Origin of the sequence: Pseudarthrobacter sp. C4D7 (assembly GCF_013359725.1) — a bacterium.
Classification (GTDB): Bacteria; Actinomycetota; Actinomycetes; order Actinomycetales; family Micrococcaceae; genus Arthrobacter.
Map to the genome: position 1 here is coordinate 97,867 of NZ_JABFMW010000008.1, position 25,766 is coordinate 123,632.

Annotated in this window: 24 protein-coding genes, 1 tRNA gene and 2 riboswitches; of the genes, 8 read left to right on the forward strand and 17 right to left on the reverse strand. The window is 67.3% G+C overall.

The annotated features are described in order from the left end of the window. Positions 1-14: 14 nt before the first annotated feature. Together pcrA and HNO81_RS08325 are read right to left on the reverse strand one after the other, a co-directional pair. Positions 15-2,567 carry a DNA helicase PcrA gene (gene pcrA, locus HNO81_RS08320; RefSeq protein ID WP_175317648.1) on the reverse strand — a complete coding sequence of 851 codons (2,553 nt, stop codon included), beginning with the start codon at positions 2,565-2,567 and terminating at the stop codon, positions 15-17. Between the two features lie 77 nt (positions 2,568-2,644). After that, the gene (locus HNO81_RS08325) at positions 2,645-3,475 is read right to left on the reverse strand and encodes an inositol monophosphatase family protein (protein ID WP_175317649.1); all 831 of its coding nucleotides are present in this window, start codon (positions 3,473-3,475) and stop codon (positions 2,645-2,647) included. A 32-nt stretch (positions 3,476-3,507) separates the two neighbouring features. On the opposite strand from HNO81_RS08325, the gene HNO81_RS08330 reads away from it, so the two are divergent. Further along, positions 3,508-4,134: a hypothetical protein gene (locus HNO81_RS08330; protein ID WP_175317650.1), complete on the forward strand. Its 627-nt coding sequence runs from the start codon at positions 3,508-3,510 to the stop codon at positions 4,132-4,134. Here the strand turns inward: HNO81_RS08330 and HNO81_RS08335 are convergent. Beyond that, the gene (locus tag HNO81_RS08335; RefSeq protein WP_175317651.1) at positions 4,131-4,910 is read right to left on the reverse strand and encodes a DUF998 domain-containing protein; all 780 of its coding nucleotides are present in this window, start codon (positions 4,908-4,910) and stop codon (positions 4,131-4,133) included. The genes HNO81_RS08330 and HNO81_RS08335 overlap by 4 nt on opposite strands. A gap of 85 nt (positions 4,911-4,995) precedes the next feature. Between HNO81_RS08335 and HNO81_RS08340 the strand changes: the two genes are divergently transcribed. The 3 genes from HNO81_RS08340 (at position 4,996) to HNO81_RS08350 (ending at position 5,962) form a co-directional block, all read left to right on the forward strand. Continuing rightward, positions 4,996-5,068, forward strand: a tRNA-Arg gene (locus tag HNO81_RS08340). 1 nt (position 5,069) lies between these two features. Beyond that, positions 5,070-5,549 carry a DUF6314 family protein gene (locus HNO81_RS08345; RefSeq protein ID WP_175317652.1) on the forward strand — a complete coding sequence of 160 codons (480 nt, stop codon included), beginning with the start codon at positions 5,070-5,072 and terminating at the stop codon, positions 5,547-5,549. Continuing rightward, complete coding sequence (locus tag HNO81_RS08350; protein WP_175317653.1) at positions 5,546-5,962, forward strand: NUDIX domain-containing protein; 417 nt, start codon at positions 5,546-5,548, stop codon at positions 5,960-5,962. The genes HNO81_RS08345 and HNO81_RS08350 overlap by 4 nt, the downstream gene beginning before the upstream one ends. A gap of 25 nt (positions 5,963-5,987) precedes the next feature. On the opposite strand, the gene HNO81_RS08355 is transcribed toward HNO81_RS08350, so the two are convergent. Together HNO81_RS08355 and HNO81_RS08360 are read right to left on the reverse strand one after the other, a co-directional pair. Beyond that, positions 5,988-7,901: an ABC transporter ATP-binding protein gene (locus HNO81_RS08355; protein ID WP_175317654.1), complete on the reverse strand. Its 1,914-nt coding sequence runs from the start codon at positions 7,899-7,901 to the stop codon at positions 5,988-5,990. Positions 7,902-7,903: 2 nt separating this feature from the next. After that, positions 7,904-9,565, reverse strand: coding sequence for an ABC-F family ATP-binding cassette domain-containing protein (locus tag HNO81_RS08360; protein ID WP_175317655.1), 1,662 nt, complete (start codon positions 9,563-9,565; stop codon positions 7,904-7,906). Between the two features lie 264 nt (positions 9,566-9,829). Between HNO81_RS08360 and HNO81_RS08365 the strand changes: the two genes are divergently transcribed. Both HNO81_RS08365 and HNO81_RS08370 read left to right on the forward strand, forming a co-directional pair. After that, positions 9,830-10,561, forward strand: a complete 732-nt coding sequence (locus tag HNO81_RS08365; protein ID WP_175317656.1) for a hypothetical protein — start codon at positions 9,830-9,832, stop codon at positions 10,559-10,561. Next, positions 10,558-11,295: a hypothetical protein gene (locus HNO81_RS08370; protein WP_175317657.1), complete on the forward strand. Its 738-nt coding sequence runs from the start codon at positions 10,558-10,560 to the stop codon at positions 11,293-11,295. The genes HNO81_RS08365 and HNO81_RS08370 overlap by 4 nt, the downstream gene beginning before the upstream one ends. Before the next feature lie 271 nt (positions 11,296-11,566). Here the strand turns inward: HNO81_RS08370 and HNO81_RS08375 are convergent, their stop codons facing one another. The 10 genes from HNO81_RS08375 to HNO81_RS08420 form a co-directional block, all read right to left on the reverse strand. Then, positions 11,567-14,599 (reverse strand): glycoside hydrolase family 38 C-terminal domain-containing protein, encoded by a 3,033-nt coding sequence (locus HNO81_RS08375; RefSeq protein ID WP_175317658.1) that lies wholly within the window; start codon positions 14,597-14,599, stop codon positions 11,567-11,569. Positions 14,600-14,720: 121 nt separating this feature from the next. After that, entirely contained in the window at positions 14,721-15,599 is an 879-nt protein-coding gene (gene fdhD / locus HNO81_RS08380; RefSeq protein ID WP_175317659.1) for a formate dehydrogenase accessory sulfurtransferase FdhD, read from the reverse strand. A gap of 59 nt (positions 15,600-15,658) precedes the next feature. Beyond that, positions 15,659-17,074 carry a molybdopterin molybdotransferase MoeA gene (locus tag HNO81_RS08385; RefSeq protein WP_175317660.1) on the reverse strand — a complete coding sequence of 472 codons (1,416 nt, stop codon included), beginning with the start codon at positions 17,072-17,074 and terminating at the stop codon, positions 15,659-15,661. After that, complete coding sequence (locus tag HNO81_RS08390; protein WP_175317661.1) at positions 17,071-17,364, reverse strand: DUF6457 domain-containing protein; 294 nt, start codon at positions 17,362-17,364, stop codon at positions 17,071-17,073. The genes HNO81_RS08385 and HNO81_RS08390 overlap by 4 nt, the downstream gene beginning before the upstream one ends. Then, positions 17,361-18,077, reverse strand: a complete 717-nt coding sequence (locus tag HNO81_RS08395) for a molybdenum cofactor guanylyltransferase (protein ID WP_371818195.1) — start codon at positions 18,075-18,077, stop codon at positions 17,361-17,363. The genes HNO81_RS08390 and HNO81_RS08395 overlap by 4 nt, the downstream gene beginning before the upstream one ends. A gap of 105 nt (positions 18,078-18,182) precedes the next feature. After that, the gene (locus HNO81_RS08400) at positions 18,183-18,683 is read right to left on the reverse strand and encodes an HNH endonuclease (protein ID WP_175317662.1); all 501 of its coding nucleotides are present in this window, start codon (positions 18,681-18,683) and stop codon (positions 18,183-18,185) included. 255 nt (positions 18,684-18,938) lie between these two features. Continuing rightward, positions 18,939-19,712, reverse strand: a complete 774-nt coding sequence (locus HNO81_RS08405) for an NlpC/P60 family protein (RefSeq protein ID WP_175317663.1) — start codon at positions 19,710-19,712, stop codon at positions 18,939-18,941. Between the two features lie 164 nt (positions 19,713-19,876). Beyond that, positions 19,877-20,569 (reverse strand): C40 family peptidase, encoded by a 693-nt coding sequence (locus HNO81_RS08410; protein WP_175317702.1) that lies wholly within the window; start codon positions 20,567-20,569, stop codon positions 19,877-19,879. 70 nt (positions 20,570-20,639) lie between these two features. Beyond that, positions 20,640-20,835: riboswitch (cyclic di-AMP (ydaO/yuaA leader) on the reverse strand. A 112-nt stretch (positions 20,836-20,947) separates the two neighbouring features. Next, positions 20,948-21,769, reverse strand: a complete 822-nt coding sequence (locus HNO81_RS08415) for a M23 family metallopeptidase (protein WP_175317703.1) — start codon at positions 21,767-21,769, stop codon at positions 20,948-20,950. Between the two features lie 10 nt (positions 21,770-21,779). After that, positions 21,780-22,034: riboswitch (cyclic di-AMP (ydaO/yuaA leader) on the reverse strand. Positions 22,035-22,141: 107 nt separating this feature from the next. Next, positions 22,142-22,843: a metal-dependent transcriptional regulator gene (locus HNO81_RS08420; protein WP_175317664.1), complete on the reverse strand. Its 702-nt coding sequence runs from the start codon at positions 22,841-22,843 to the stop codon at positions 22,142-22,144. Between the two features lie 294 nt (positions 22,844-23,137). Here HNO81_RS08420 and serC point away from each other — a divergent pair, with 294 nt between their 5' ends. Beyond that, positions 23,138-24,268 carry a phosphoserine transaminase gene (gene serC, locus HNO81_RS08425; RefSeq protein WP_175317665.1) on the forward strand — a complete coding sequence of 377 codons (1,131 nt, stop codon included), beginning with the start codon at positions 23,138-23,140 and terminating at the stop codon, positions 24,266-24,268. A 116-nt stretch (positions 24,269-24,384) separates the two neighbouring features. Here the strand turns inward: serC and HNO81_RS08430 are convergent, their stop codons facing one another. Both HNO81_RS08430 and HNO81_RS08435 read right to left on the reverse strand, forming a co-directional pair. Beyond that, a complete protein-coding gene (locus tag HNO81_RS08430; protein WP_217509230.1) occupies positions 24,385-24,921 on the reverse strand; it encodes a DUF3027 domain-containing protein in 537 nt (178 codons plus the stop codon). Between the two features lie 6 nt (positions 24,922-24,927). Then, entirely contained in the window at positions 24,928-25,311 is a 384-nt protein-coding gene (locus HNO81_RS08435) for a cold shock domain-containing protein (protein WP_175317666.1), read from the reverse strand. Between the two features lie 217 nt (positions 25,312-25,528). Between HNO81_RS08435 and HNO81_RS08440 the strand changes: the two genes are divergently transcribed. Next, entirely contained in the window at positions 25,529-25,762 is a 234-nt protein-coding gene (locus HNO81_RS08440; protein ID WP_175317667.1) for a hypothetical protein, read from the forward strand. The last annotated feature ends 4 nt before the right edge of the window (positions 25,763-25,766 follow it).

Here is a 25,766-nt window from a genome sequence, read left to right on the forward strand (position 1 = left end):
GGCCGCGGCCCGCCTCAGGCGTCGAGTTTGGTGAGCGGGGCGTAGCGCAGCAGCAGCCGCTTCTCGCCGACGTCGAACTTCACCTTTGCCACGGTCTTGTCTCCGGCCCCCTCGAGGGCCAGGACCGTTCCGTTGCCGAAGCTGGTGTGGTTGACCTTGTCCCCCACGCTGACGGCGACGATCTCCTTTTGCGGCTGCACCCGGTTCTTGGCAATGAACGCCGGAACATCAGCGTTGAATCCGGCGGAGGAATCCGCCGCGGCACCGCGCGCGGTGCCGGCCCCCCAGAAGGACCCGCTGTACCGGCCCGACCCGATGGACCCGCCGCCCGCCCACGACTGCCGGCTGGTTCCCTCGCGTTTCCATTCCAGGAGCTCTGCGGGAATTTCCTCGAGGAACTGGCTGGCCGGGTTGTACTGGCTCTGGCCCCACATGCTGCGAACCTCGGACCGGGTCACGTACAGCCGCTTCCGGGCGCGGGTGAGGCCCACGTAGGCCAGCCGGCGTTCCTCGGCCAGTTCCTTGGGGTCGGTGGCGGAGCGCTGGTGCGGGAAGAGTCCGTGCTCCATGCCGGTGAGGAAGACCACCGGGAACTCCAGGCCCTTGGCCGTGTGCAGGGTCATCAGGGTCACCACGCCCAGCCGTTTGGCTTCGGCGACGGCGGCGTCGATGTCCGCGCCGGGCGCATCGGGGATCTGGTCTGCGTCCGCCACGAGGGACACCTGTTCCAGGAATGCGCCGAGGCTGCCTTCCGGATTCTCCTGTTCGTATTCGCGCACCACGGCCACGAGTTCGGCGAGGTTCTCCACGCGGGATTCGTCCTGCGGATCGGTGCTGGAGCGCAGCGCGGCAAGGTAGCCAGTCTGTTCAAGGACTGCCTCGAGTGCCGCGGCGGCCCCCGACCCGGCCGCCACCTCGGCGAGGTCGTCCAGCATCTTCACGAAGCCCAGGACCGCGTTGACGGAACGGGTGGCCATGCCGGGGGCCTGGTCCGCGCGGCGGGCCGCCGCCATGAAGGACGTGCGTTCGCGGCTGGCGAGGGCCGCCACGGCCCCTTCGGCGCGGTCGCCGATGCCCCGCTTGGGTTCGTTGAGGACCCGGCGGAGGTTGACGTCGTCGTCCGGGTTCACCAGGACGCGCAGGTACGCCAGGGCGTCCTTGATTTCCTTGCGCTCGTAGAAGCGGGTGCCGCCCACCACCTTGTACGGCAGGCCCACGCGCACCAGCACGTCCTCGATGGAGCGGGACTGGGCGTTGGTGCGGTAGAAGATGGCGACGTCGCCCGGGCGGAGGTTCTCCTCATCCTGGAGCCGGTCGATTTCCTTGGCGATGAACTGCGCTTCGTCATGCTCGTTTTCGCCAACGTAGCCGATGATTTTGTGGCCTTCGCCCTCGGCGGTCCAGAGCCGCTTTTCCGGCCGGTTGGGGTTGCGGGAGATGACCGAGTTGGCTGCGCTCAGGATGTTCTGGGTGGAGCGGTAGTTCTGTTCCAGCTTGATGGTGCGGGCCTCGGGGTAGTCCTTTTCGAACTCCACGATGTTCCGGATGTCCGCACCGCGGAAGGCATAGATGGACTGGTCCGAGTCGCCCACCACGGTGAGCTCCGAGGCGCCGGGGCCCTCGCCCACGATCTCCCGGACCAGGGCGTACTGGGCGTGGTTGGTGTCCTGGTACTCGTCCACCAGGACGTGGCGGAACCGGCGGCGGTAGGACTCCGCCAGCGCCGGGAAGGCACGGAACATGTAGACGGTCTCGGCAATGAGGTCGTCGAAGTCCATGGCGTTGGCCTGCCGGAGGCGCTGCGTGTAGCCCTTGTAGACGTCCGCCACCGCATGTTCGAAGGGATCGTTGTAGTTGGCGTCCGAGGCAAAGGAGTCGGCGTCGATGAGCTCGTTCTTCAACGCGGAAATCTTGTGCTGGATGGCCTTGGGCGCAAACTTCTTGGGGTCCAGGTCCAGGGTTTTGGACACCTGGGTGACCAGGCGCAGCGAATCCGCGGAGTCGTAGATGGAGAAGTTGGATTTCAGGCCGACGTTCGCCGCTTCCTGCCGCAGGATCCGGACGCAGGACGAGTGGAACGTGGAGATCCACATGATCTTGGCGCGCCCGCCCACCAGCGCCTCGATGCGCTCCCGCATTTCCGCGGCCGCTTTGTTGGTGAACGTGATGGCCAGGATTTCGCCGTGGTGGGCGCGGCCGGTGGCGATCAGGTACGCGATCCGGTTACTGAGCACACGGGTCTTGCCCGAGCCCGCGCCGGCGACAATCAGCAGCGCCGATCCGCCGTGCTTGACCGCTTCCTCCTGCTGCGGGTTCAATCCCTCAAGCAGCTGGGCAGCGCCGGGGCGGCCGCCGCCGTGGTGGCCGGCGTCGTGCTGACGGTTGCCGCCGTGCTGGTTGGGCTGTTGCCAACCCCCGGAGTTGTTGTGCCCGCCGGCGCCGGGGTCCGGCATTCCGCCCGGCCCTGCCGTGGTGGCAACGCCCTCCGGACCCGTCCTGGTGCGGGCGGTGGCGGCAGGAGTGGCCTTGAACGGTCCGTCAGAGTACGGGTCAAACAACATATCCATGGTGCCTACAAGTCTAGGCGGTGGGACCGACAACGCCTTCCAGGCTGTGGATGACGCCGGCTGCGCGGGCCATCGTCTCAGCCCACCGAGCCTGACTCGAGGGCGGCACGCAACTGGCGCACCGCCGTCGTTCCTCCTGCGATGAACCACTCCAGCCCGTTGATCCGGACGGTGTCCACGGCGCCGCCGGCGGCGAGGACGATCGCCTTGCCCGGCAGCCAGTCCCATTCCGGGCAGCTGTGCTGGAACCAGCATCCCAGCTGCCCGTCGGCCACGCGTCCCAGGTCGCAGGACCCGGATCCGAGCATGCGGAGGGATGCGGCGGAGGTTGCCGCCGCATGCCATGGCATGGCGCACATGGGGTCCATCAACCAGCTGGGGTGGATGTAGGTGGCCGCGCCAAGTTCGGCAACGGCGGTGGCGTTCCGCCTGCCACCGTCGTCGGAAAACGATGTCAGCACTTCACCGTTCAGCGTGGCCGGCCGGTCCTGCCCGCCAACCCACAGCTTGTCCTCTTCGGGTTGGAAAACTGCTCCCAGCAGTACGTCCCGGCTGTCCTTGAGCGCGATGGCAGAGCACCAGTAGGTGGAGCCGTGCAGGAAGTTGTACGTGCCGTCCACGGGGTCGATGACCCAGGTACGGCCGCTGGTCCCCTGGACGGAGGCACCTTCCTCGCCCAGGATGCCGTCCTCCGGCCTGCAGCGCCGCAACTGTTCCAGCACGTAGGCCTCGGCGGCGCGGTCAGCGGCGGTTACGACGTCGGACACGGAGGTCTTTTGTTCAGCTTCCAGCCCGGCCATGCGCATCAGGAGCGCCAGTTGTCCGGCTTCGCGGACCAGGGCCGCCGCCAATTGGTAGTCGTCCAGTGAGGGGTCAAGAACAGCTGCGCTGTGTCGGCCAGTGGTCATGGGTTCAGTGTAGGGGGCGGGATAATGGAGCCATGGCCAAAACCCCCGCCCAGCGGATCAAGAAACACGGCGCCAACGCGGCGGTCCCGCAGCACCACCTGCCCCCAGTGGTGAACCCCACCACCGCGCGCACGCCGGAAAAGGCGCAAGGCAACAGCAACCTGATCGTCATTGCCGGCGTGGTGGCCAGCCTGTTCCTGTTCTGGTACCTGCACCTGTTGACCCTGGACCAGCTCACGCAACTTTCGCAGGGCATGGCCATGCCGGATTCGCTGGTGGGTGGTTTCGATCCCGGCTACATCGGGCGGCTCCAGGGCGTGATGAACGCCGATGCCATGGGCCAGCTGAGCTACGTCCACAAGACCGCGGGGACGCTCTTCCCACTGATCTTCGGCTTCACGTGGCTGCTGCTCATTGGAACCAACGTGGCGAGGAAGTCGTTGCGCTGGGCGCTCTGGGCATTGCCCATGCTGTTCGTCGTAGTGCGCCTCGGGGGAAACGTGGCCATTGACGCCATGATGGCCACGACGGGTCCCGACGCCGGCCAGGTGGCCTTGGCGTCCGGCCTCACTATTGCGGGCTGGGTGCTGTTGGTACTGAGCCTGCTGGCCGGCGGCGCGGCGGTGCTCCTCAACAGCCGCCAACGCCAAAAGCGCTAAACGGCGGTTGCCCGCGCAGCAGCGGCAGCCGCCGCAGCCTGCCGCTGCTTCCGGTGCCGGTGCACCCGCTGGGCAATCACCAGCCCCGCAGCGGCCATCCCCACCGTGACCGGATAACCCATCAGGCGCTCCAGCGTGCCCGGCTCGGGAACCATCATGCGGGTCAGCCCGCCGGTGGCCGTGGCCGCCAGCGACACACCGCCGCAGACCAGGAGAAACCACGCCATCCCGGCCTTCCGCAGCCAGAGGGCTCCCAGCACCAGAAGGGCAGCCCCACCAGCGACGAAATACGTGATGGCGCCGGCGTAATGCAATGGTGAGCCCGCATCCTCCGGCACCAGCCCCACCATGATGGTTCCGGCCCCGGCGGCGCCGGTGAGCAGCCGGACAGCGGAGGCTGCCACCCACGGCTCCCTGCGGGCCCAATCAACCCGGGTTCCCGGCCGGGCGGCCACGCGCAGCAGCCCGGAGGTCAGCAGCACCGCCCCCACCAGCAGCCCGAGGCCCTGGACCACGAAGGAGGCGTTCATTAGCCAGTTCAAGGGCGAACAGACATCCCGGCCTGAATAGATCCCGCAGTGCAGGGCCCCCAGGTCGCTGATGTAGCCGGTCCGCAGGTCGTACGGACGTTTTCCCGCCCACGCCATGGCCACGGCAGCTTCGGCGGCGAAATACTGCAGCACGCTCAGCACCGCCCACGCCCCGATGTACTGCCGGGTGGACGCCACGTTCGGGATGACTGCAGTGGCTGGAGCGGCAGGAGGGGCTGGACTCATGCCTTGAGCGTAGTACGGCCCGGCACCTTGTATGCTTGTAACCGTGTCCGGACGGACCGGCCCTGCCGAACCCCACCGGATGCCCGCCCTCGTAGCTCAGTGGATAGAGCACGGCTCTCCTAAAGCCGGTGTCGTTGGTTCGATTCCAATCGAGGGCACTTGAATCCTCCTTCCCCGGAGCCAAGCCTCCGCGCCTACCTGTTGGGCAGCAATGCAGCGGACCACCCTGGAACGCCGGGGCGCTGGCAGCTGGAGCGGGACCTGCTGGACAGGTCGGACGGCACCTGCGGAACCTTTTCCGGCGTCGTGGTGTACACGCCGACGGACGACGGCGGCCTGGCCCTTCGCGAGGAAGGCACCATGCGCTGGCCATCTTTTACCGGCCCCGCCTCCCGCAAGTACGTCCTGAAACCCCTGCCGCAGCCCGATGCGCTGGACGTGTTCTTTCCCGACGGCAGGCCGTTCCACAGAATGAGCTTCACCCCTGACACCAGCCAGGACAGCCACTGGTGTGATCCGGACACGTACCGTGTTTCCTATACCCGCCAAGGCCCGGAGGCCTTCAGTTACAGCTGGGATGTGACCGGTCCCCGCAAGGATTTGCTGCTCGTCTCGCGCCTGGAAAGGATTTCCCCGTGAAAGATCGGATCGTGGTCTCTGCCGTCTGCGTGTTTGATGACGCGGGCCGCCTCCTGACCGTGCGGAAGCGCGGGACCGGCATGTTCATGCACCCCGGCGGCAAGCCGGAGCCGGGCGAAACGGCAGTGGAGGCCGCGGCGAGGGAACTCGCCGAGGAGGTGGGCATCGTGGTGCGTCCGGAGGACCTGGACCTCATGGGGGTCTGGATCGCCGACGCCGCCAACGAGGCCGCCACCGATATCGAAGCCACCGTCTTCCTCGCCCCGGGAACATGGCAGGCCACTCCCGCTGCCGAGATCGCCGAGATCCGGTGGCTGGACATCAGCACGCCGGCGGGCGCGGCCCCCGCCCGGGACCTCGCGCCGCTGCTGACGGACCACATCCTGCCCCTGCTGGCCACGCGGGCAGTGTGAGGACCCGCCCCGGAACGGACCGCCGCTAGAGCTCGGGGACAGCTTCCTGCGCTACGGCCGTGGCCTCGGCAAACTGCGTCCGGTACAGCTCCGCGTAGCGTCCGTCTGCCGCCAGGAGCTCGGTGTGGCTTCCGCGTTCCACGATCCGGCCGCCCTCCACCACCAGGATGGCGTCGGCCGCGCGGACGGTGGAGAGCCGGTGCGCAATCACGACGGCGGTGCGTCCCTCGAGTGCGGCACCCAGGGCAGCCTGCACGGCGGCTTCGTTCGTGGAGTCCAGCGCCGCCGTGGCCTCATCGAGGATGACCACCCGGGGCTGGGCGATCAGGAGCCGGGCAATGGTGAGGCGCTGGCGTTCACCGCCGGAAAGCCGGTAGCCACGTTCCCCCACCACGGTTTCCAGGCCGTCCGGAAGGGACCTGATCATGGTTTCGAGGCGTGCCTGGCGCAGGACGTCCCACATGTCTTCGTCCGTGGCGTCGGGCCGGGCCAGCCGGAGGTTGGAGGAGATGGTTTCGTGGAAGAGGTGGCCGTCCTGGGTCACCATGCCCAGGGTGTCCCGCAGCGAATCGAAGGTGGTGTCCCGGACGTCCAGCCCCGTCCCCGGTGCGGTGCCGCCAAGCCGCACCGCGCCCGAGTCGACGTCGTACAGCCGCGACAGCAGCTGGGCGATGGTGGACTTGCCGGCGCCGGAGGAACCCACCAGCGCCACTGTCTGGCCCGGCTCAACCCGGAAGCTGACGCCGTGCAGCACTTCCTCGCCGCCGCGGGTGTCCAGGGTGGAGACTTCCTCCAGCGAGGCAAGGGAGACCTTGTCCGCCGAGGGGTAGGCGAAGCGGACGTCGTCGAACTCAACGGACACCGGGCCGGCCGGGACTGGCACCGCGTCCGGCTTCTGCTGGATGAGCGGCTTCAGGTCCAGGATTTCAAACACCCGTTCAAAGCTGACCAGGGCGCTCATGACTTCCACCCGGGCATTGGACAGCGCCGTGAGCGGAGCGTAAAGACGCGTCAGGAGCAGTGCCAGGACCACCACGTCGCCAGGGGCCAGCTGCCCGGCCAGGGCCAGCCAGCCACCGAGGCCATAGACCAGGGCCAGTGCGAGCGCGGAGACCAGGGTCAGTGCCGTGACGAACGTGAACTGCAGCATGGCCATGCGGACGCCGATGTCGCGGACACGGCCCGCGCGGGCAGCGAATTCGCGGGATTCCTCATCCGGGCGGCCGAACAGCTTGACCAGCGTGGCGCCGGGCGCGGAGAACCGCTCTGTCATCTGGGTGCCCATGGCCGCGTTGTGCGCGGCGGCTTCGCGGCGCAGGTCTGCCAGCTTGGAGCCCATGCGCCGGGCCGGGATCAGGAAGATCGGCAGCAGCACCATGGCGAGGACGGTGACCAGCCAGGACTTGTTGAGCATCACGGCCAGGGTCAGGATCAACGCCACGGAGTTGCTCACCACGCCGGAGAGCGTGCCGGCAAAGGCGGACTGCGCCCCGATGACATCGTTGTTGAGGCGGCTGACCAGGGCTCCCGTCCGGGTGCGGGTGAAGAAGGCGATGGGCATGCGCTGCACGTGGTCGAACACCCGGGTGCGCAGGTCCACGATGACGCCTTCGCCGATGGTCGAGGACAGCCAGCGGGTCAGCAGCCCCACGCCCGCTTCGCCCACGGCCACGATGGCGATCAGCACGGCCAGCCAGATCACCGTGCCGGCGGCGGCGTTGTCGATGATGGCGTCAACCACCTGGCCGGCGAGCACCGGGGTGGCGACGGCCAGGACGGCCGCTGCGATGGACGAGAGCACGAAGGCGATGAGCTTGCCCTTGTGCGGGGCGGCGAAGGCCAACACCCGTTTCAGGGTTTCCTTGGAGAACGGCTTGGAGCCGCTCTTGGCGGTGCTGATGTTGTAGAGCGAGCTCCACGCCACGCGGTCCATGCTCATGGTCAGTTCTCCTGGCTTGCGTTGTGGTGGAACTCCTGGATCGTGCCGTTTTCCAGGTGCCACCGGTAGTCGAGTCGGACGTTTTCGAGCAGCCGGCGGTCGTGGGTGACCAGCAGCAGCGCTCCGTCATAGCTTTCAAGGGCCTCTTCCAGCTGCTCGATGGCAGGCAGGTCGAGGTGGTTGGTGGGTTCGTCCAGCACCAGCAGGTTCACGCCGCGCGCCTGGAGCAGGGCCAGGGCTGCCCGCGTCCGCTCCCCCGGCGACAGCGAATCAACGGTCCGTGAAGTGTGGTCCGCCTTGAGGCCGAACTTGGCCAGCAGGGTGCGGACGTCGGCGCTGTTCCAGTCGGCCAGTACGGCTTCGACGGCGTCTCCCAGTGGTTGGGCACCGTCCAGCAGGCCGCGGGCCTGGTCGATTTCCCCGACGGCGACGGCGGCACCCATGGAGGCGTCGCCGTCGTCCGGCGCCTGGGTGCCCAGCAAAAGGCGCAGCAGGGTGGACTTCCCGGCACCGTTGGGGCCCGTAATCCCGATCCGCTCACCCCCGTTGAGCTGGAGGTTCACCGGGCCCAGCGTGAAGCTGCCCTGGCGTGCCACGGCGTTGCGCAGGGTGGCGACCACGGCGCTGGAACGCGGCGCCTGGCCAATGCTGAACTGGAGCTGCCATTCCTTCCGGGGCTCCTCCACCACGTCCAGCCGGGCGATCCGTGATTCCATCTGGCGGACCTTCTGGGCCTGTTTCTCGGAGGACTCGGTGCTGGCGGCGCGGCGGATCTTGTCGTTGTCCGGATTCTTCTTCATGGCGTTCCGGACGCCCTGCGAACTCCACTCCCGCTGGGTCCGGGCCCGGGACACCAGGTCCGCCTTGGTGGCGGCGAACTCCTCGTACTTCTCCCGGGCATGCCGCCGCGCCACGGCGCGCTCGTCGAGGAAGGCGTCGTAGCCGCCGTCGTATACGGCCACGCTGTTCTGGGCCAGGTCCAGTTCCACCACCCTGGTCACGCAGCGGGCCAGGAACTCCCGGTCGTGGCTGACCAGCACCACACCGCCGCGCAGCCCCGTCACGAAATTTTCGAGGGTGGCCAGGCCGGCAAGGTCCAGGTCGTTCGTAGGCTCGTCCAGCAGAACCACGTCGAACCGGCTCAGCAGCAGGGCCGCGAGCGCCACCCGGGCCGCCTGGCCGCCGGAGAGCCCGGTCATCAGCGCCTCCGGGCCGGAATCCAGCCCCAGCTCGGCCAACACGGCAGGGATACGGTCATCCAGGTCCGCGGCGCCCGAGGCCATCCAGCGGTCGAAGGCCCGCGCATAGGCATCATCTGCACCGGGAGCACCCGAGCCCAGGCCCTCTGCAGTAGATTCCATCTCATGGGTGGCTTCCGCGCAGCCAGTCCGGCGGGCTATGTAGCCGGCCACGGTCTCTCCGGAAACACGCTCGTGTTCCTGCGGCAGCCAGCCAACAAAGGCGTCGGCCGGGGCGAGGCTCACGGAGCCGCCCTGTGGCTGGTCGACGCCGGCAAGGAGGCGCAGCAGCGTGGACTTTCCGGCGCCGTTGGCGCCCACGACACCCACCACGTCGCCGGGCGCCACCGTGAGCGACAGCCCGGAAAAAAGCGTGCGGTGCCCGTGGCCACCGGAGACGTCCTTGGCAACAAGGGTTGCAGTCATTGATTCGTCCTTTCGCCGCTGCCTGGACAGCCGTTGACGGCCGGCAGAGGCGGCGCAAACGCGGGCCGCGGCGCCGCTGGGGCTGCAGGACATAGAAGAACCCGCTGGTCCGGACTTGGGGGGTGTACGGACCAGCGGGCTCGACCAACAACTATAGATGAAAACGGGGCGTCGGCAAAATCCCCCGGTCCGCGCGCGCGGACCGGCGCGGCATGCCGGCACGGTAAAATCGTGGTCACCACCCGTTCTGCAGAGAGCACCCCCATGACCCTTTCCGCCAAGGCGTTCCAGCGCTGGCTGCAAAGCATCGCACCTGATGCCAGCACCGCCGACGTCTGCCGGGTCTCGGGGATCAAGCGGACCACGCTTGCCCAGCAGCTGGTGCGGGGCAAGGTCTCCGTGAGCACGGTGGTCAGCATCAGCCGCGCCTACAACATCAACCCGGTGGCGGCGCTGGCCGGCTTCGAGGCCTACAGCGCCCTTGCCGGCCCGCCCCGGCCGCCCTCCCGGAACGAGCTGGTGAGCCAGATTTCCAGCGCGGACCTGCTGCGCGCGCTCCTGGCCCGGCCGGCCATGGACGCCGCGCGCGGGGAAGCCGCCCCCGCCCTCAGCCCGGCACCGCACGCAACGGCGGTGAAGAACTGGGTGGACGCAATCGACGACGGCGAGGTCAGGCACCGCGTGTCGGCCTCCACCGGGGTGGCTCCGCAGAATTATTCCGCGCAATTGACTGCCAACCGCTTGTCCCCCGAACTCGCCCTGGCCACGGCAATGGCTGCCGGCGTGGGCCCCGCCGGCGGGCTGGTGGCCACAGGCGTCATCACCGAGGAAGAGGCAGGCTGGCCTCCCGGAGCCCGGCAGGCGGCACTGGAGAGCCTCTCCGACGGAGAACTTACCGCGCTTGCGGGAGACAGGCTCCAGGCACTGGGCAGAGTATTGCGCCGGCAGGAACAGGACCGGGCGCAGGCAGAAAAGATTTGGGAGAACCTGGGATGATCGAGACGCTTCAATGGACCACGCTGGCCATCTGTGCCTTCGTGGCAGCGGCCCGCATTCCCAGTACGCTCCGTGGCGAGAACCGCTCCCTGTTCGGAATCTTCGCCATGATGACCCTGGCTATCCTCTTGAGCATCCAGGGCCCCTACCTGGTGATCGACCAGGCGCTGGGAGGCATCAATATCGCCAACCTGCTGCTTCGTTTCGTGACCTTCGGTGCCATCTACTTCCTTGGTATCCGCACTTCCAGGGGCTTCGACGCGCAGGGCGCGCACCGCCTCATTACGGGACGGGGCGGCATGCTGGTCCTGCTGGCCGTCTCGGTGGTCATGATCGGTGTCTTCTTCATGATGGACACCGCTGGTTCCTCCGCGGGGCTGAAGGCCGTCTCCGACAAGGACAGCCGGAACTTCGCGCTCGTGGAGTTCTATGGTGCCGCGGGCAGGGCCTACCCCGCCTACGTGGGGCTCGCCCTGGTGCCGGCAATGGTGCGTGCGGTGAAGGACCGGCTGCCGGTACTGGTCCGGGGTGCTGCCGCACTGCTGGCCCTGGGCGGCGTCGCCATTGCCCTCACGCTGCTCTTTCCCGCGATCCCGCCTTCCATGGCTGCCCTGGAATTCATCATCAACTACACGGCAGTGCTCTGCTACGTGATTGGGTTGGCCTTGATCTGGGCGGCCAGGGTGGTTAACAGCCGTGGCGTGCCCCGGCGGAAGAAATCTACCGAAACGTAACCTTGTCAGCTTTCACAAAATCATTAGACTGTGACACAATCATGAATGTGTGAAGGCAGGGCTGCTGAGCGTTTTCGAACGGGGAAAAATTCCTAAACGCAGGCGCCCGGGGGCCTTCGCGCACATTGGGGGGATGAGTGGTGGCGGATCGTTGGGGACCGCCCCCACTCAGCCTGTTTAAGGCCACTTTTTACAGACCGCAGGCCCCGCCCCGGGCAGTCACCCCACCCGGGACAGGACCTTCCACACGGGAACCTTCCACACCGGGCAGCTAGGTCCGGGAGAACCTCAAGGTCACCAACTGGAACGGCCGGAGCCTGAGCACGGCACCCGTGCCCGTGGCCTCAAAACCCGGACCGTCAGCAAGGCGCTCCAAAAGGTCCGTGGACGCGACCTCCCGCACCGGAAAGTTCGCCGTGATGCTGCCCGTGGAACGCTGCCCCAGCGACTCGTAAAGCCGGACCACCACGTCCCCCGACCCGTCCTGCGCCAGCTTGACCGCCTCGATGACCAGTGCAGGGTTGCTGACGGAGAAGAGGGGCTCCACTGCCGCGCCGCCGCTGACCAGCCGGGGTGCCAGGTTTGTCCGGTACCCCTCCTGGACGGCGTCGGCGATATCCGCACCAGGACGGATGGTCACGGTGAGCTCGTGCTGCCCCCGGTCTGCCTCCGGGTCCGGGAACTTGGGAGCCCGCAACAGGGACAGGCGCACGGTGGTGGTGGTCCCGCCGTCGGCCTCCCTGATGTTCCTACCCACGTCATGGCCATACGTGGATGAGTTGGAGACGGCCACGCCGTAGCCGGGTTCACCCACATGGATCCACCGGTGGGCGCATATTTCGAACTTCGCAGCTTCCCATGAGGTATTGGTGTGGGTGGGCCGGAAGACGTGGCCGAACTGCGTTTCGGCCGCAGAACGGTCAGCCCGCACATCCAGGGCAAAGCCAAGTTTCAGCAGCTTTTCGCGTTCCTGCCAGTCCACGGAGGTGGTGATCTGCAGTGACGGGCTGCCGGGGGAAAGCGTGATGCGCTGGGTCAGCGGCGAGGCCCCGGCCAGCCGCTCCACCACCACCACGGCGCTGCCGCCGTCGCTGTCGAGCCGGACCGACTCCGCATGGACCAGCGGTGTGACGTTGCGCCGGTAGAACTCGTCGATGTCCCAGGCATCCCATTCGTTGGGGGTATCCCGGTGCAGTTCGAGCAGGTTGCCGCGCCCGCCGGGCGCGATCGCTTCACGGCCGGTGGCGTGGTCCCGCAGGGAGGACAGCAGCCCGTCGCCGTCCACAACGGCCCGGATGACCCCGTTATCCAGGATGTAGCCGCCGTCGTGCGGTGTTGCCTGGACCGCCCCCGCGCCCTCCGCCGGTTCGGCTGCCGCCAGCGCCGGGACTCCTCCCCTGGCATGGGGTGCAGCGTTCAGCAGGAACTGCCGGCTGCCGGGTCCCAGCATGGCCGCTGCGGCACCTCTGATCAGCGATTCAAGGGCGGTTTCGATGGCCTGGTAGTTCCGTTCGGCGTCCTGGTGGACCCAGGCAATGGAGCTGCCGGGAAGGATGTCGTGGAACTGCTGCAGCAGCACCAGCTGCCAGAGGCGCGTGAGCTCGGCTCCGGGATATTCGTAGGCACCCCCGCCGCGGACAGCAGCCGTGGCGCACCACAGTTCGGCTTCTCGCAGCAGGTGTTCGCTGCGCCGGTTCCCCTTCTTGGTCCGTGCCTGGCTGGTATACGTGCCGCGGTGCAGCTCCAGGTACATCTCGCCCATCCAGACCGGCAGGGCGGGATAATCCTCCTCGGCCTGCTGGAAGAAGCTTTCCGCTGAGCCGATCCGCACCTTGGGCGATCCTTCAAGGTCTGCCGTGCGTGCAGCGGCGGCAAGCATTTCGCGGGTGGGGCCGCCGCCGCCGTCGCCGTAGCCGAACGGCACCAGGGACACCGTGCCGCGGCCGTGGTCCCGGTAGTTGCGTTCGGCGTGGGCCAGGTCCCTGCCGCTGAGGTCTGAGTTGTAGGTATCCACCGGCGGGAAATGGGTGAACAGCCGGGTGCCGTCGATTCCCTCCCAGTTGAAGGTGTGGTGGGGCATCCTGTTGGTCTGGTTCCAGGAGATCTTCTGCGTGAGGAACCAGCGGCTGCCCGCAGCCTTCACGATCTGGGGCAGGGCCGCGCTGTAGCCGAACGAATCCGGAAGCCACGCTTCCCTGCATTCAATGCCAAACTCGGACAGGAAGAAGCCCTTGCCCTCCACGAACTGCCGGGCCATGGCTTCGCCGCCGGGCATGTTGGTGTCCGATTCCACCCACATGCCACCCACAGGGACGAACTGGCCTGCCCGGACTTTTTCCCTGATGCGGCTGAACAGGTCTGGGTAGAACTCCTTGATCCAGGACAGCTGCTGGGCAGAGGAACAGGAAAAGACAAAGCCAGGGTCTTCATCCATCAGGGCCACCACGTTGGAGAACGTCCTGGCGCATTTGCGGATGGTTTCCCTGACGGGCCACAGCCACGCGGAATCGATATGCGCATGCCCGGTGGCCACCAGCTGGTGCGCCGACGCATACGCAGGCCTGGCGAGGACGTCCGCGAGCGCCTCACGTCCCGCCGCCGCGGTCCCGGCCACGTCATCCGGATCCATGACGTCCATCATTCGCTCCAGGGCGCGGAGGATCTCATGGCGGCGCGGAAGTTCCAGCGGAAGCTGCTCCATGAGGCCGGCAAGCGTCCAGATGTCCTGTTGGAGTTCCCACACGCCCTGGTTCAGTTCGGCGATGGCGATGTTTCCCAGCCGGTACTGCGGGGCCTGCCCGGCGGTCGCCTTGTCCCCCAGCGGGGTGGCAGCAAACGTCCAGCCCTGGGCCATGTCCGGATTCGCCGCAGCCTCCACGTAGAAATCCACGGCCATGCCGCCGCCCAGCAGCTTGAGCGGGATGTACTGGTTGCGGGGTGAAATCGCCTTGATAATGCTGCCGTCGGAGCGCCAGGCGATGCCCTCGCACTGGAACCCCGGGGCCTCGGTGGTGAACCCCAGGTCCACCACAACCTCCACGGTGGTGTCCGGCCCGCCACCCCAGGCTTCAGGCACTTCACCTTGCAGCCGCAGCCAGGTGGTCCCCCACGGCCGGCCCCAGGGGGCGCCGTGCTCCTGCGGCTGATAGTCCTGCCGCATTGCCTCGAGCGCGGGGACCGGCTCACCGGGGGTCTCCCAACTGCTCAGGGAAAGCGGAACCGTCCTGCTGTATACGGCAGGGGAAATGCGCTCCCGCACAAACCTTGCCAGGCGGACTTCCGTGATCCTGCGGTCGTCATGCACTATAGGTCCTCTTTAAACTGGAGACTGGAGCATCGAGTCCATTCGATGGATAAATCTACCCGCTGGCAGCACTGCAACCAACCCCCTGCCCGTTGCGGCTGCGGGCCAGGGCGTCAGCGCGCTACGTTCGCGGCATGGCGGGCTGGGGCCTAAGGATCCGGGAATTCCCGGAATAGATATTGAAGCTGGTGCCCCGGCTGAATCCGGCGACGGTGAGCCCGTTCGCCTCCGCGAGTTCCACGGCAAGGCTGGACGGGGCACTGACGGCGGCGAGGACAGGAATTCCGGCGAGCGAGGCTTTCTGGACCAGCTCAAAGGATGCCCTGCCGGATACCTGCAGGACCGTACCGGTCAACGGCAGCAGGCCCTCGCGCAGTGCCCACCCCACCACCTTGTCCACGGCGTTGTGCCGCCCCACATCTTCGCGCAGGCACAGGAGGTGAGGCGCACCGTCGTCGTCAATCCTGAAAAGGCCGGCCGCGTGCACTCCGCCGGTGTCGTCGAAGAGGCGCTGGGAGTCCCGCAGCAGGTCCGGCAGGGAGGCCAGGACCCTGGCGTCCACGGTGAGCGGGTCCGCCTGGGGGCTGTGGTGCGAGGACTTCTGCACGGCTTCGATGGAGTCTGTCCCGCAGATGCCGCACGAGCTGGACGTATAGACCCTGCGGCCGGTGTCGGGGAGTGGAACGTCCGGCCGCAGCTGGGCCTCCACCACGTTGAACGTCTGGACCCCGTTTTCGTCCTCGCCGGCGCAGAACCGCAGTGACACCAGCTGCTCGGGGGCCCAGATGACTCCTTCGGACACCAGGAAGCCTGCCACCAGGTCAAAATCGTCGCCGGGCGTCCGCATGGTGACCGAATAGGAAAGGCCGCCCAGGCGGATCTCCAGCGGCTCCTCCACGGCGAGCACATCTTCCCGGTGGCGGACCGGATACTCCAGGGCGGCGGCGGAACCGTCCAGGAGGTATTTATGCACCTTGCGGCGCCGGGTCACTCGTCCCATGTTCCACCCTGCATCTTCATGACTCCATCATGGCACCAACGGCCCCTGCTCCGGCGCGCTCAGCCCAGGAGCGCACTCCAATCCACGGGGCCGCTTGGCGCCGGTTTGGCCTTCGGCTGGCCGGTCCGGGCGTTGCTCCGGGGCTTGGCTTTGGCTTCCGCGTCCGGGCGCGGAATGGGCGGGCCCCACGGCAAGGCAAAGGCCGGCACCGCTTCACCCAGCTGTACCCCGTGCGGCGGCACCACCAGGACGCCATCGGCGGCGGCAAGCCCGCGCATCATGCCCGGTCCCGTGTGCTGCGCCGGGGAGGCCATGCCGTACAGCAGCCGGAACGGCATCAGCCGGGTCCGTCCGGGGTCCGGCTCGATCATGGTCCCGCACGGCACTTCCGCTACTGCCGGCATGCTGCGGTGGCCCAATGCGGCCAGAAGCGGGGCTCCCACGGTGGAAAGGGCCATCATGGCAGCCAGCGGATTTCCCGGCAGCCCCAGGACGAACCGGCCGTCCGGAAGCTCGGCGAGAACTGCGGGGTGTCCCGGCCGCATGGCCACGCCGTCGATGATGAGCCGGCCGCCGAGTTCGGCCACCGCCCGGCGGAGGTGGTCCGTTCCGGAACGCCCCGTGCCCCCGGTGGTGATGACGACGTCGGCAGGCAGGTCCGGGGCGCCGGGCACCTCCGGCAGCACATCTTCGAGCGCCGCCAGCCACTCGGCGTAGGAGTCGCCGACCCGCTGCCGGCCCCCGGCGATGCCGCCCAGCATGGCCACGACGTCCGGCAACTGCGGACCGAACGTATCGCGCACCTGGCCTGGAGCGGGCGTACCCTGCTCCACCACCTCTGACCCTGTCAGCACCAGGCGGACCACCGGCTTTCCCTGGACCTGGACTTCGTCATACCCGGCCAGGGCCGCCAGGGCCAGGTGCGCCGGATTGAGCTCCACCCCTGCCTTCACCAGGGCATCCCCTTCCAGCGCTTCTTCGCCGGCCTTCCTGATGTGCTCTCCGGCGCGGGGCTCGCCGGGGCGTGCCTTCCCGCCGGTCATCAGGACGGGGAGCCCCTCATCGTCCCGGCCAAGGACAGCACTCTCCAAGCGGAGAACAGCCTTGGCTCCCGGCGGGATGAGGCCTCCTGTGGCAATGGGGCTGGCCTGGTGCGGTGCCAGCCGGGTTGCCGGGTCCACAGGGATCCATGGGCCGCTGCCGTTGACGGCCCAGCCGTCCATGGCAGAAGACGCGTAGTGCGGCATGTCCTGGAGGGCCACGATGTCCCGGTCCAGCCTGCGGCCTAAAGCCAGCCCCAGGGGCACGGGACCGGGGGGAATCGGAGTTACCGCATCAAACGCAGCCTGCCGGGCCTCCTGCCAGGTGTGGGCCAGATGATGATGGCCGCCATGCACGTCGTCGGTTGTCCCCGGCTGCGTTCGGGCGTGACTGTCCGGTTGCGCTTCCGGATCGCTGCGGGGCGCTTCGGTCATTCGCCGGGAGTCCCGGCGGCTTCAGCGTCGTAGTCTTCCGCCAGGGTGCGTGCGACGGACAGCGCCTCGTCCATGGAGGCAGCGTCCACCTTCCCGCCGGAAGATGCCGCCAGTCCCGCGGCCAGGCCTGCGATGAAGGTGGTCAGCGGTGCGGCCGGCCGGACAACCGAGTGGGCGGCGACGCCCGCAAGTGACAGCACGGCATTGACGTCCACCTGCACGTCCTCGATCCTGTACGCCTGGAGCAGCGCCCTGCACCACTCTTCCAGCGTTTCATCCTGGCTTTTCACGACGTGCCTCCCACGTTAGCTCCACCCGTGCGCCGGTCCTGGCCTACGCGTTGGCTCCCGGCGGCAATCCCCAGCGCGGCAGCATCATCCCAGGTGTCCACATCGGAAGTGGACCCGGCAGGGACGGTGACAAGCTGCACGTCCAGACTAGCAAGGAGCGACCTGACAGAACCGTTAACCAGCGCGTTGCGGGACGCCAGGTCCTGGCAGGATTTTCTTAACTCATGCGTGCTATAAAAACCTGCCAGCGGCTGCATCCTGCCGTCCTCGGCGCAGGCCATCACCCCGGCCCCACCCGCCGGACCGGTCGGTTGTTCCAAGGCGTCCTTGAGCACCGCCACCGCACGGGCGGCCAGCGGCATGTCGCACGCCAGCACCAGGCAGTAGGGGGCTCCTTCCCCCATGCCGGACAAGGCCGCCAGGCCAGCCGCAATGGCGGCCGCCGGACCGGCGAAGGGCGGCTCTTCGCGGCACGTGAGCAGGGTGGGCGGCCCCGTCTCCCCGGTCAACGGACCTTTGGTCCGCGCCACTCCCGCCAGGGTTTCCCCATCACCGACAATCACGGTGCGCCGGGCACCATCCGCCGCGGCGACTGCGCGTTCGAGGAGTGTTTCACCCTGGAACACCAATGACTGCTTGGGCACACCGCCCAGCCGGGATGACCGCCCTCCGGCCAGGATCACGGCGTCGAAAACCAACCTGTTCCCTTGCACTCCCCCAGCCTAGCGATCTGTGCAGGGTGGGATGCGCACGCGCCGGGAATCCGCTCCGGGCGGCCTCCGCGTTACGCAGCATGGAATGGGTGGCCGCTGCCCAGGTCAGGCAGCGCGCTCCGGCAGCAGGAACGGATCCCATGCGGGGGTCGGTTTTTCCAGTTCCTTGATCTGCCAGATCGTGCCGTGCGGCGGTTCGGGGACGAACCGAAGGGTCCAGCCCATCTCGGCAGGCGTATGGTCCCCCTTGGCGTTGTTGCACCGGAGGCAGGCGGCCACCAGGTTCTCCCACGAATCGGCGCCGCCCCGTGACTTTGGGTGGACGTGGTCGATGGTGTGCGCCGCCTTGCCGCAGTAGGCGCATTTATGCCCGTCGCGCCGGAGGACGCCCCTGCGGCTGACTGCCGTGGAGTGGTTGTACCGGGGCCTGATATAGCGGTTGAGGAGGATCACGGACGGCCGGCCCAGGACGTCGGTGGGTCCCACCACCGGGTCATCCCCTTCGGCCACGACGCTCGCCTTGCCTGTCAGCACAAGCACCAGCGCCCGGCGGAACGTGATAACCGCCAGCGGTTCATATCCAGCATTCAGAACGAGAGTGCGCATGCACTACCTCTTCACGGCCGCACCCGTCAGGGGCACGAGGGCCGGCTGCCCTCGGCATGTCCGGGCTATGGATCGACATCACAAGAGTAAACAAAGATGTGCAGAATCAGGTAATCGCCGCCCCGGCGCCCGATTCGGACACGGCGGCCGGGATACGGCACGGCAGCCGTTGAAATGGGCCGGAAACGCAAAGGACCCCCGCCTGGTGGCGGGGGTCCTTTGGAACACGGCCGGGGCGGGCCGCAGAGTGGATGCTTAGTTGACGCGGATGAAAACGGGGCCGGAGCCAACGTTGGCGCTGAAAACCACGGTCTGGTTTCCGTTGTAGCCGCCGTGGACGGCCATGCCGTTTCCGGCGTACACAGCGATGTGGGCCATGCCTGATCCGCCGTTGGCGTAGTAGATGAGGTCGCCCGGCTGCGCTTCGGCTGCACTCACGGTGCGGCCCAGGGACAGGTAACCTGCAGGCCAGTCGTGGAAGTGGATGCCCACGGCGGCGAGGGAATTGGTGACCAGCATGGTGCAGTCCTGCATGACGCCCAGCTGTGCGTAGGCGGCGGAGAGGATGGCGGCACCCTTGCCGCTGGCAGAAGCCTGGGCCGCAGGGGCAGCCGGAGCGACAGCGGCAGCGGTGGCAACCTTGGCCGTGACCTTGGGAGCGGCTGCGGGCTGGGGGGCGGGAGCAGCTTCCTGCACCTGCACCTGGGGCTCAGGCTCGACGACGGGAGCCGGCGTGGTGGTCACGGCCGGCTTTTCGTAGCTGATGGCAATGGTGGATGCCGCAGAGATGGGGGCGTCGACGACGGACTCCACCTCCAGCTGGGAGGCGGGAGCGGAGTCGCGCTTGACGTTGGCGTCGGCAGCATTGGCTGCGATGCCGCTGGTCAGGACCAGGCCGGAAGCTGCGGCGATAACCGCAGCCTGGCGGCCCATGCCGCCGGCGTTGTTGCTGACAGCCTTGGCAATGATGGCAATCGAGTTCGTTTTGGTGACCTCGGCGCGGTGCCGTGCGGTGGCACGAGTCGTCATGGGTTCTCTCTTTCGTTTTTCCTTCGGACCGCGGGCAGGCAGGCAAAAGGGGGCTGGACGCGCCGGCATCTTGGGGGTACGCCGGCGCATCCCGAACGGGGAATTGGTTTCTAGCGGGAAAGCCTTGGGCAAAGAAATAGCCCTTGGAGCATTAAGCCCAAGAACTACTTGTTGAGGTGGTAGTACGACGACGTACCGGTGGCTGCAGGCGAGTGGAGCAGCGTGCCCTGGGAGGGGTTGAGTGCGCTGATCATCATGCCGTTGCCGACGTAGATGCCCACGTGTGCGCCACCGTTCTGGACGACGAGGTCGCCCGGCTGCGGGGTGGAGGTGGGGGTCATGATGTTCCACGCGTTGGTGCGGGGGATGCTGATCCCGGCCTGGGCGTAGACCCACTGGACGAATCCGGAGCAGTCCCAGCCGGTGACGGGGCTGGTGCCGCCCCATACGTAGGAGTGGCCGATGCCGGTGTAGGCGATGGCCGCAATGCCGGAGGTCGCAGCGGAGACGGTCTCGACAGCCTTGGCGGCGGGAGCAGCGTCCTGGGCTGCGGCAGCCGTGGCCGTTGCCGTGGCGGCGCGTTCTGCCGGAGCGGTGGACTGGGGACGCACCGCTTCCACCTTTGGAGCGGCGGTGGTCTTGACCACCGGGCGTTCAAAGGACACCGTGGCCGTGGGGGCGGCGGTGACGGCGAGTGCCGTCTGGGCCGGGCCGGACTCGGTGGAAGCAGACACACCGGCGGTGGTGTCAGCTGCATTGGCGGGAAGGCCCATGCTCAAGATGAGGCCCGATGCGGCTGCCACAACGGCAGCCTGGCGGCCTACGGTCCCGGCATTTGCGCTGACAGCCTTGGACATGGCGTCCAGGGGGTTGGTGCGAACCGTTTGCGCACGGTGGCGCGCAGAATGATGGCGTGAAGACACGAAGGTAGCCTCTCCCAATGCCTGCGAGGTGAGCTGTCGGATTCGGATGGGAGTCACCCGGCCACTTCGCTTCCTGGGAAGCTCGTGACTTAACCCCAAGGCCTTCAAAACACAAAGGCCAAAATTGGTTCCCCCGCCCCTGCCAGACGATGAAATGCGAACGGACCTTGAGCGGTGGCAGAGTTAGGCAATCCACTCAAGAGCGTCAACTTCGGAAAAGTTGACGCGAGTTAGACGGTACAGCAGTTTTCGGTCAATGTCACATTCAGGTCACGGCGGACCGCCGGAATCTGAGAGTGGGCAACCATTCGGTTACAGCCAACCCATAGGATCGACTACTTCGCCATTGACCTGGACTTCGAAGTGCAGGTGGCATCCGGTGGACGCCCCGGTGGTTCCGCTGAGGGCCACCACCTCGCCGCGGGAGACCGTCTGTCCCACCTTCACGTTGAAGGACGACAGGTGGTTGTACGTGGTCTCCAGCCCGTTCCCATGGTCGATGACCACGCGGTTCCCGCCGCCGAACTGGTGCCAGCCGGCGAAGGTCACGGTGCCGGTTGCGGCTGCAAGGACAGACGTTCCGCATTGGGCCACGAAATCCTGGCCACGGTGGAAGTCTCCGGAGCCGCCGGTGATGGGGCTTACCCGGTAACCGAAAGGAGATGCAGTTGCAAGGGATGCAAGTGGCGCGGCCAGGGTGCCGGCAGACGCGGCGCGCGTGACGGAGCCGGCGGACTGGGCGCTCAGGAGCTGCTTCAGTTTTCCGTCAGGATCTGCCTGGGTCACCACTGCCGAGCGGCTGAAGTCGATCTGGGCGCCGATATCAGCGGCGATCTGCGGCTGCAGGGTCACGGAGGACGCTGCTAGGGGCACGTTGCCTGAGGCGTCCGTGGCCATGACGGGGCTGGTGGCAGGGACCGTCACGGTTAGTACGAGGCCGGTGGCCGCGAGGGCGATTCCGGCTTTTTGGCCGATTCCACTGGCGGCGGCAAACTCGGTCACCTGGCGGAACGGACCCCGGCGGCGTCGCGCGTCGCGGTGCAGGTCACGGGGGCGCTCCGCTGCGACATCCTCGACAACCCGGGGTGCCGAAGGGGGACCCGCCGCGCGGCGGCGGCCCCTGGAGGTCTGCATGGTCAAGAAGGGTTCCTCTCTGGAGAAGCCTGCGGAGTTAGCTGTCGGATTCGGGTCAGAGAGATCAAAGACCCGGTCTGTCATAGGCAAGCTTCCGCACGGTCTTCTGCACAGGGGTATCCCTGGAGAATCCTTCACTGGAGAGGCTCGCTGCTGACGGACTTCACCCCAAGGCAGCCCCCCAGCTGCCGGTTGTGGTTCCCCCGCCTCTGCCAGTAACGACTCGTGCACCCGATCCGCTGGCAGAGCTCGGCTCCGGATCGGGTAACGCTTAAGTATCAACGATTGGTTCCACTATAGGGCCTTAAGACCCTAGGTAACAATTCCGTTATCTTTGCCTGGACGTCCCTCGTCGGGGTAAAAGGAGCTGGTTCAGGCCTGATCCACGGCCACGAAAACGTGGGCGGCAACCTCGGGGGGCAGCTCCAGCGCACCTTCAATTCCGGATACGCGCACGGAGATGTAATCACCCACGCGCTCCAGCGTCACGGCAGCGCCTGGCCGGATGCCGCCTTCGTCCAGCTGCGCCAGGAGTTCCGGTTCCACCTGGATCGGTTCAGCGAGGCGGCTGATGGTCACCGCGGAGGCCCGGGCGTAGCTCTTCATCGCCTCAACCAGGCTGATGGCACCATCGGAGAAGCCGTTGGCCGGCTGCCCGCCCAAGGCCGCGAGGCCGGGGATGGGGTTGCCGTAGGGCGACTCGGTGGGATGGTTGAGCAATTCGTAGATGCGGCGCTCAACCCGCTCGCTCATGACGTGTTCCCAGCGGCAGGCTTCGTCATGCACGTAGGCCCAGTCCAAACCGATGACGTCCGCCAGCAGGCGTTCGGCCAGGCGGTGCTTCCGCATCACTTCAGTGGCCCGCTTCCGGCCCGTGTCTGTCAGCTCCAGGTGCCTGTCACCGGAGACGACGACGAGCCCGTCGCGCTCCATCCTGCCGATCGTCTGGGACACGGTGGGCCCGGAGTGGCGCAGCCGCTCGGCGATACGGGCCCGGAGGGCAACGATGTTTTCTTCCTCAAGCTCCAGGATGGTCCTGAGGTACATCTCCGTAGTGTCGATCAGATCCGTCATCCAGCTCAGCTCCTCGAGCGCAGTACCTTGCGTTGTTCCACCGTATCGCCATGTCCCGCGAGGTAGTCCGGGGGCAAGCTTAGCCTATTTTGACTTTGTCCGAATAGCCGGCGTCCGGGCGGCCGGTCCGCGCCGGGAACGTCTCATTGTCTGGACTTTGGCCCCTCCGGCTCCCGCCCGCACGGCCATTCAGGCAGAATGGAACAGGCCTGTTACGCAGCCACCGCGTGCTGCCGGCCACCTATGACCCGCCCGTCCGGACCAAACTTCCGTCCCCGCCGAATTGGAGCACCTGTGAGCGACACCAGCATCACGATCCCCGCCGACCTCCTGCCCAAGGATGGGCGGTTCGGCGCCGGCCCGTCAAAGGTCCGCCAAGAACAGATCGATGCGTTGGCAGCAGCGTCCAAGACCATCCTCGGCACCTCGCACCGGCAGGCGCCGGTCAAGAACCTGGTGGGTTCCGTCCGTGCGGGGCTGAGCCAGTTTTTCCGGGCCCCGGAGGGCTACGAGGTGGTCCTCGGCGTAGGGGGCTCCACCGCGTTCTGGGACGTCGCCAGCTTTGGCCTGGTGGAGAAGAAGGCCCAGCACCTGTCCTTCGGCGAGTTTGGGTCCAAGTTCGCCTCGGCCACGGACAAGGCGCCCTTCCTGGAGGCTTCCTCGATCATCAAGGCGGAGCCCGGCACCCGCCCGGAAGCGCAGGCCGAGTCCGGCGTTGACGTTTATGCCTGGCCGCAGAATGAAACCTCCACCGGCGTGGCCGCTCCCGTCCAGCGGGTGGCCGGCGCCGACGAGGGCTCACTCGTCCTGGTTGACGCCACCTCCGCGGCCGGCGGCCTGGACGTGGACGTGGCCCAGAGCGATGTCTACTACTTCGCCCCGCAAAAGAACTTTGCCTCCGACGGCGGCCTCTGGCTTGGCCTCTTCTCCCCCGCAGCCCTTGAGCGTGCCGCGCGGATCAAGGCCGGCGGCCGCTGGATCCCGGACTTCCTGGACCTCCAGACGGCCATCGACAACTCACGCCTGAACCAGACCTACAACACGCCGTCGCTCTCCACCCTGGTCACGCTGGACGCCCAGGTCCAGTGGCTGAACTCCAACGGCGGCCTGGACTTTGCCGCCGCCCGCACCGCGGACTCCGCCGGGCGCATCTACAGCTGGGCTGAGGCCTCCGAGTTCGCCACCCCGTTCGTGGCCAAGGCGGAGGACCGCTCCAACGTCATCGCCACCATCGACTTCGACGAGTCGGTTGATGCCGCACTCGTGGCGAAGGTCCTGCGCGCCAACGGCATCGTTGATACCGAGCCGTACCGGAAGCTGGGCCGCAACCAGCTGCGGATCGCCACCTTCGTGGCCATCGAGCCCAGCGACGTCTCGGCCCTGCTGTCCTGCATTGACTACGTGGTGGGCCAGCTGCGGAAGTAGGCGGTACAACAGGTCCACGCAACGCACGACGGCGCCGCCCGGGTTCATCCCGGGCGGCGCCGTTTTCGTTGCTGTTGTCCCGGCAAGGGACGGCCGGTGTCCCGGCGAAGGTGCGCTCAGGCCCCTGCCCGGGCGCCGTCGTCGTCCGTGGTCCCCGCGGACTCCCCCGCCGGTTCCTGGCCGTCCGCGTCGGGAATGCCGGCCGCGGGTGCTTCAGTCCCGGGTTCCGGGGCGGCCGCTTCGGGCTCCTCCTGCTGGTCCTCGGGACGCACGCGCTCGGCCCAGGGCACCCACTCCGGCGCGAGGATCGAGTCCTCGGAGGGCAGCAGGCCCAGCTCATTGACCGTGACCACCTTGGAGCGCGAGTTGCGGGTCAACACCGCGTACCACTGCCACCCTGCGTAGCCGGGAAGACGCGACTCAAACAGGTGGGTCACCAGCCGGTCACCTTCGCTCTTGGCGGCCAGGTGAGGACCGATGGTGGCCGACGGCGTGATGCCTTCCACGGCGGCCCGGGCAGCGTCCACCGAAGCAGCGAGGAAAGCGTCCGGCTTGCCCGTGCGCCACACTGGCACACCGGCCTTGCGCTTGGGTGGCGTCTTGGCGGCCTGCTCCTGCACTGGCGTGCCCGGCACTTCAGGTTCGGCAGTCATGGGCGCCTAAACGTCCAGCTCGTCGGCGACCTTGCGCAGGGCGGCAGCGATGGCCTTGCCCTTGTTGCCCTCCGGGTACTTGCCCTTGGACAGGGTCCCGGACAGGTTGTCCAGGACCGTCACCAGGTCCTGGACCAGCGGTGCGAGGTCCTTGGCGCTGGGGCGCTTGGCCTTGGCAATCGAAGGGGTCTTCTCCAGGACCCGCAGGCCCAGGGCCTGGGCACCCTTGCGCCCGTCCGCGACGCCGAACTCCACGCGGGTGCCAGCCTTCAGCTCCGTAACGCCCTCGGGCAGCGACGACTTGGGCAGGAAAACCTCCTGGCCGTCTTCGCCCGCGAGGAACCCAAAGCCCTTGTCCTTGTCATACCACTTGACCTTGCCGGTAGGCACGTAATCAACCTTCTTCGTTCTGCTGTCATGAGACACGGCCAGCTGCCACCGCATCCGCATTGTTGTGCGGGTTCAGGGTATGGCAACGGAAACCATGTTGGTCTGTATGCTTCAAGGTTATCCTGCCCCATGGCCGATTGACGCTTTGGGAAGCACTGTTCCGCCGCAGGCGCAGGCTTTTACCAGCGCCCCTCGCCGGCGCGGTAGCGTTGCGTCCATGACTCCCCCGCGTTACCGGCAGCCGCTGATGGTCCTCGCCGCAGTTGTTGCCGTGCTGTCCCTGATCGCCGTTGCCGCTGTCATGGCGCTGGCCTTTGCCGGCTTGGTGGCTCCCGCCTGGATCACCTACACCGCTCTTTACGGCCTGCCGGTTGCCTTCATCCTGATGCTCCTGCTGGTCCTGGATGGAGTCGCCGCCCGCCGTCGGGCAGGAAGGGCGCGGCAGCGGTAACGTT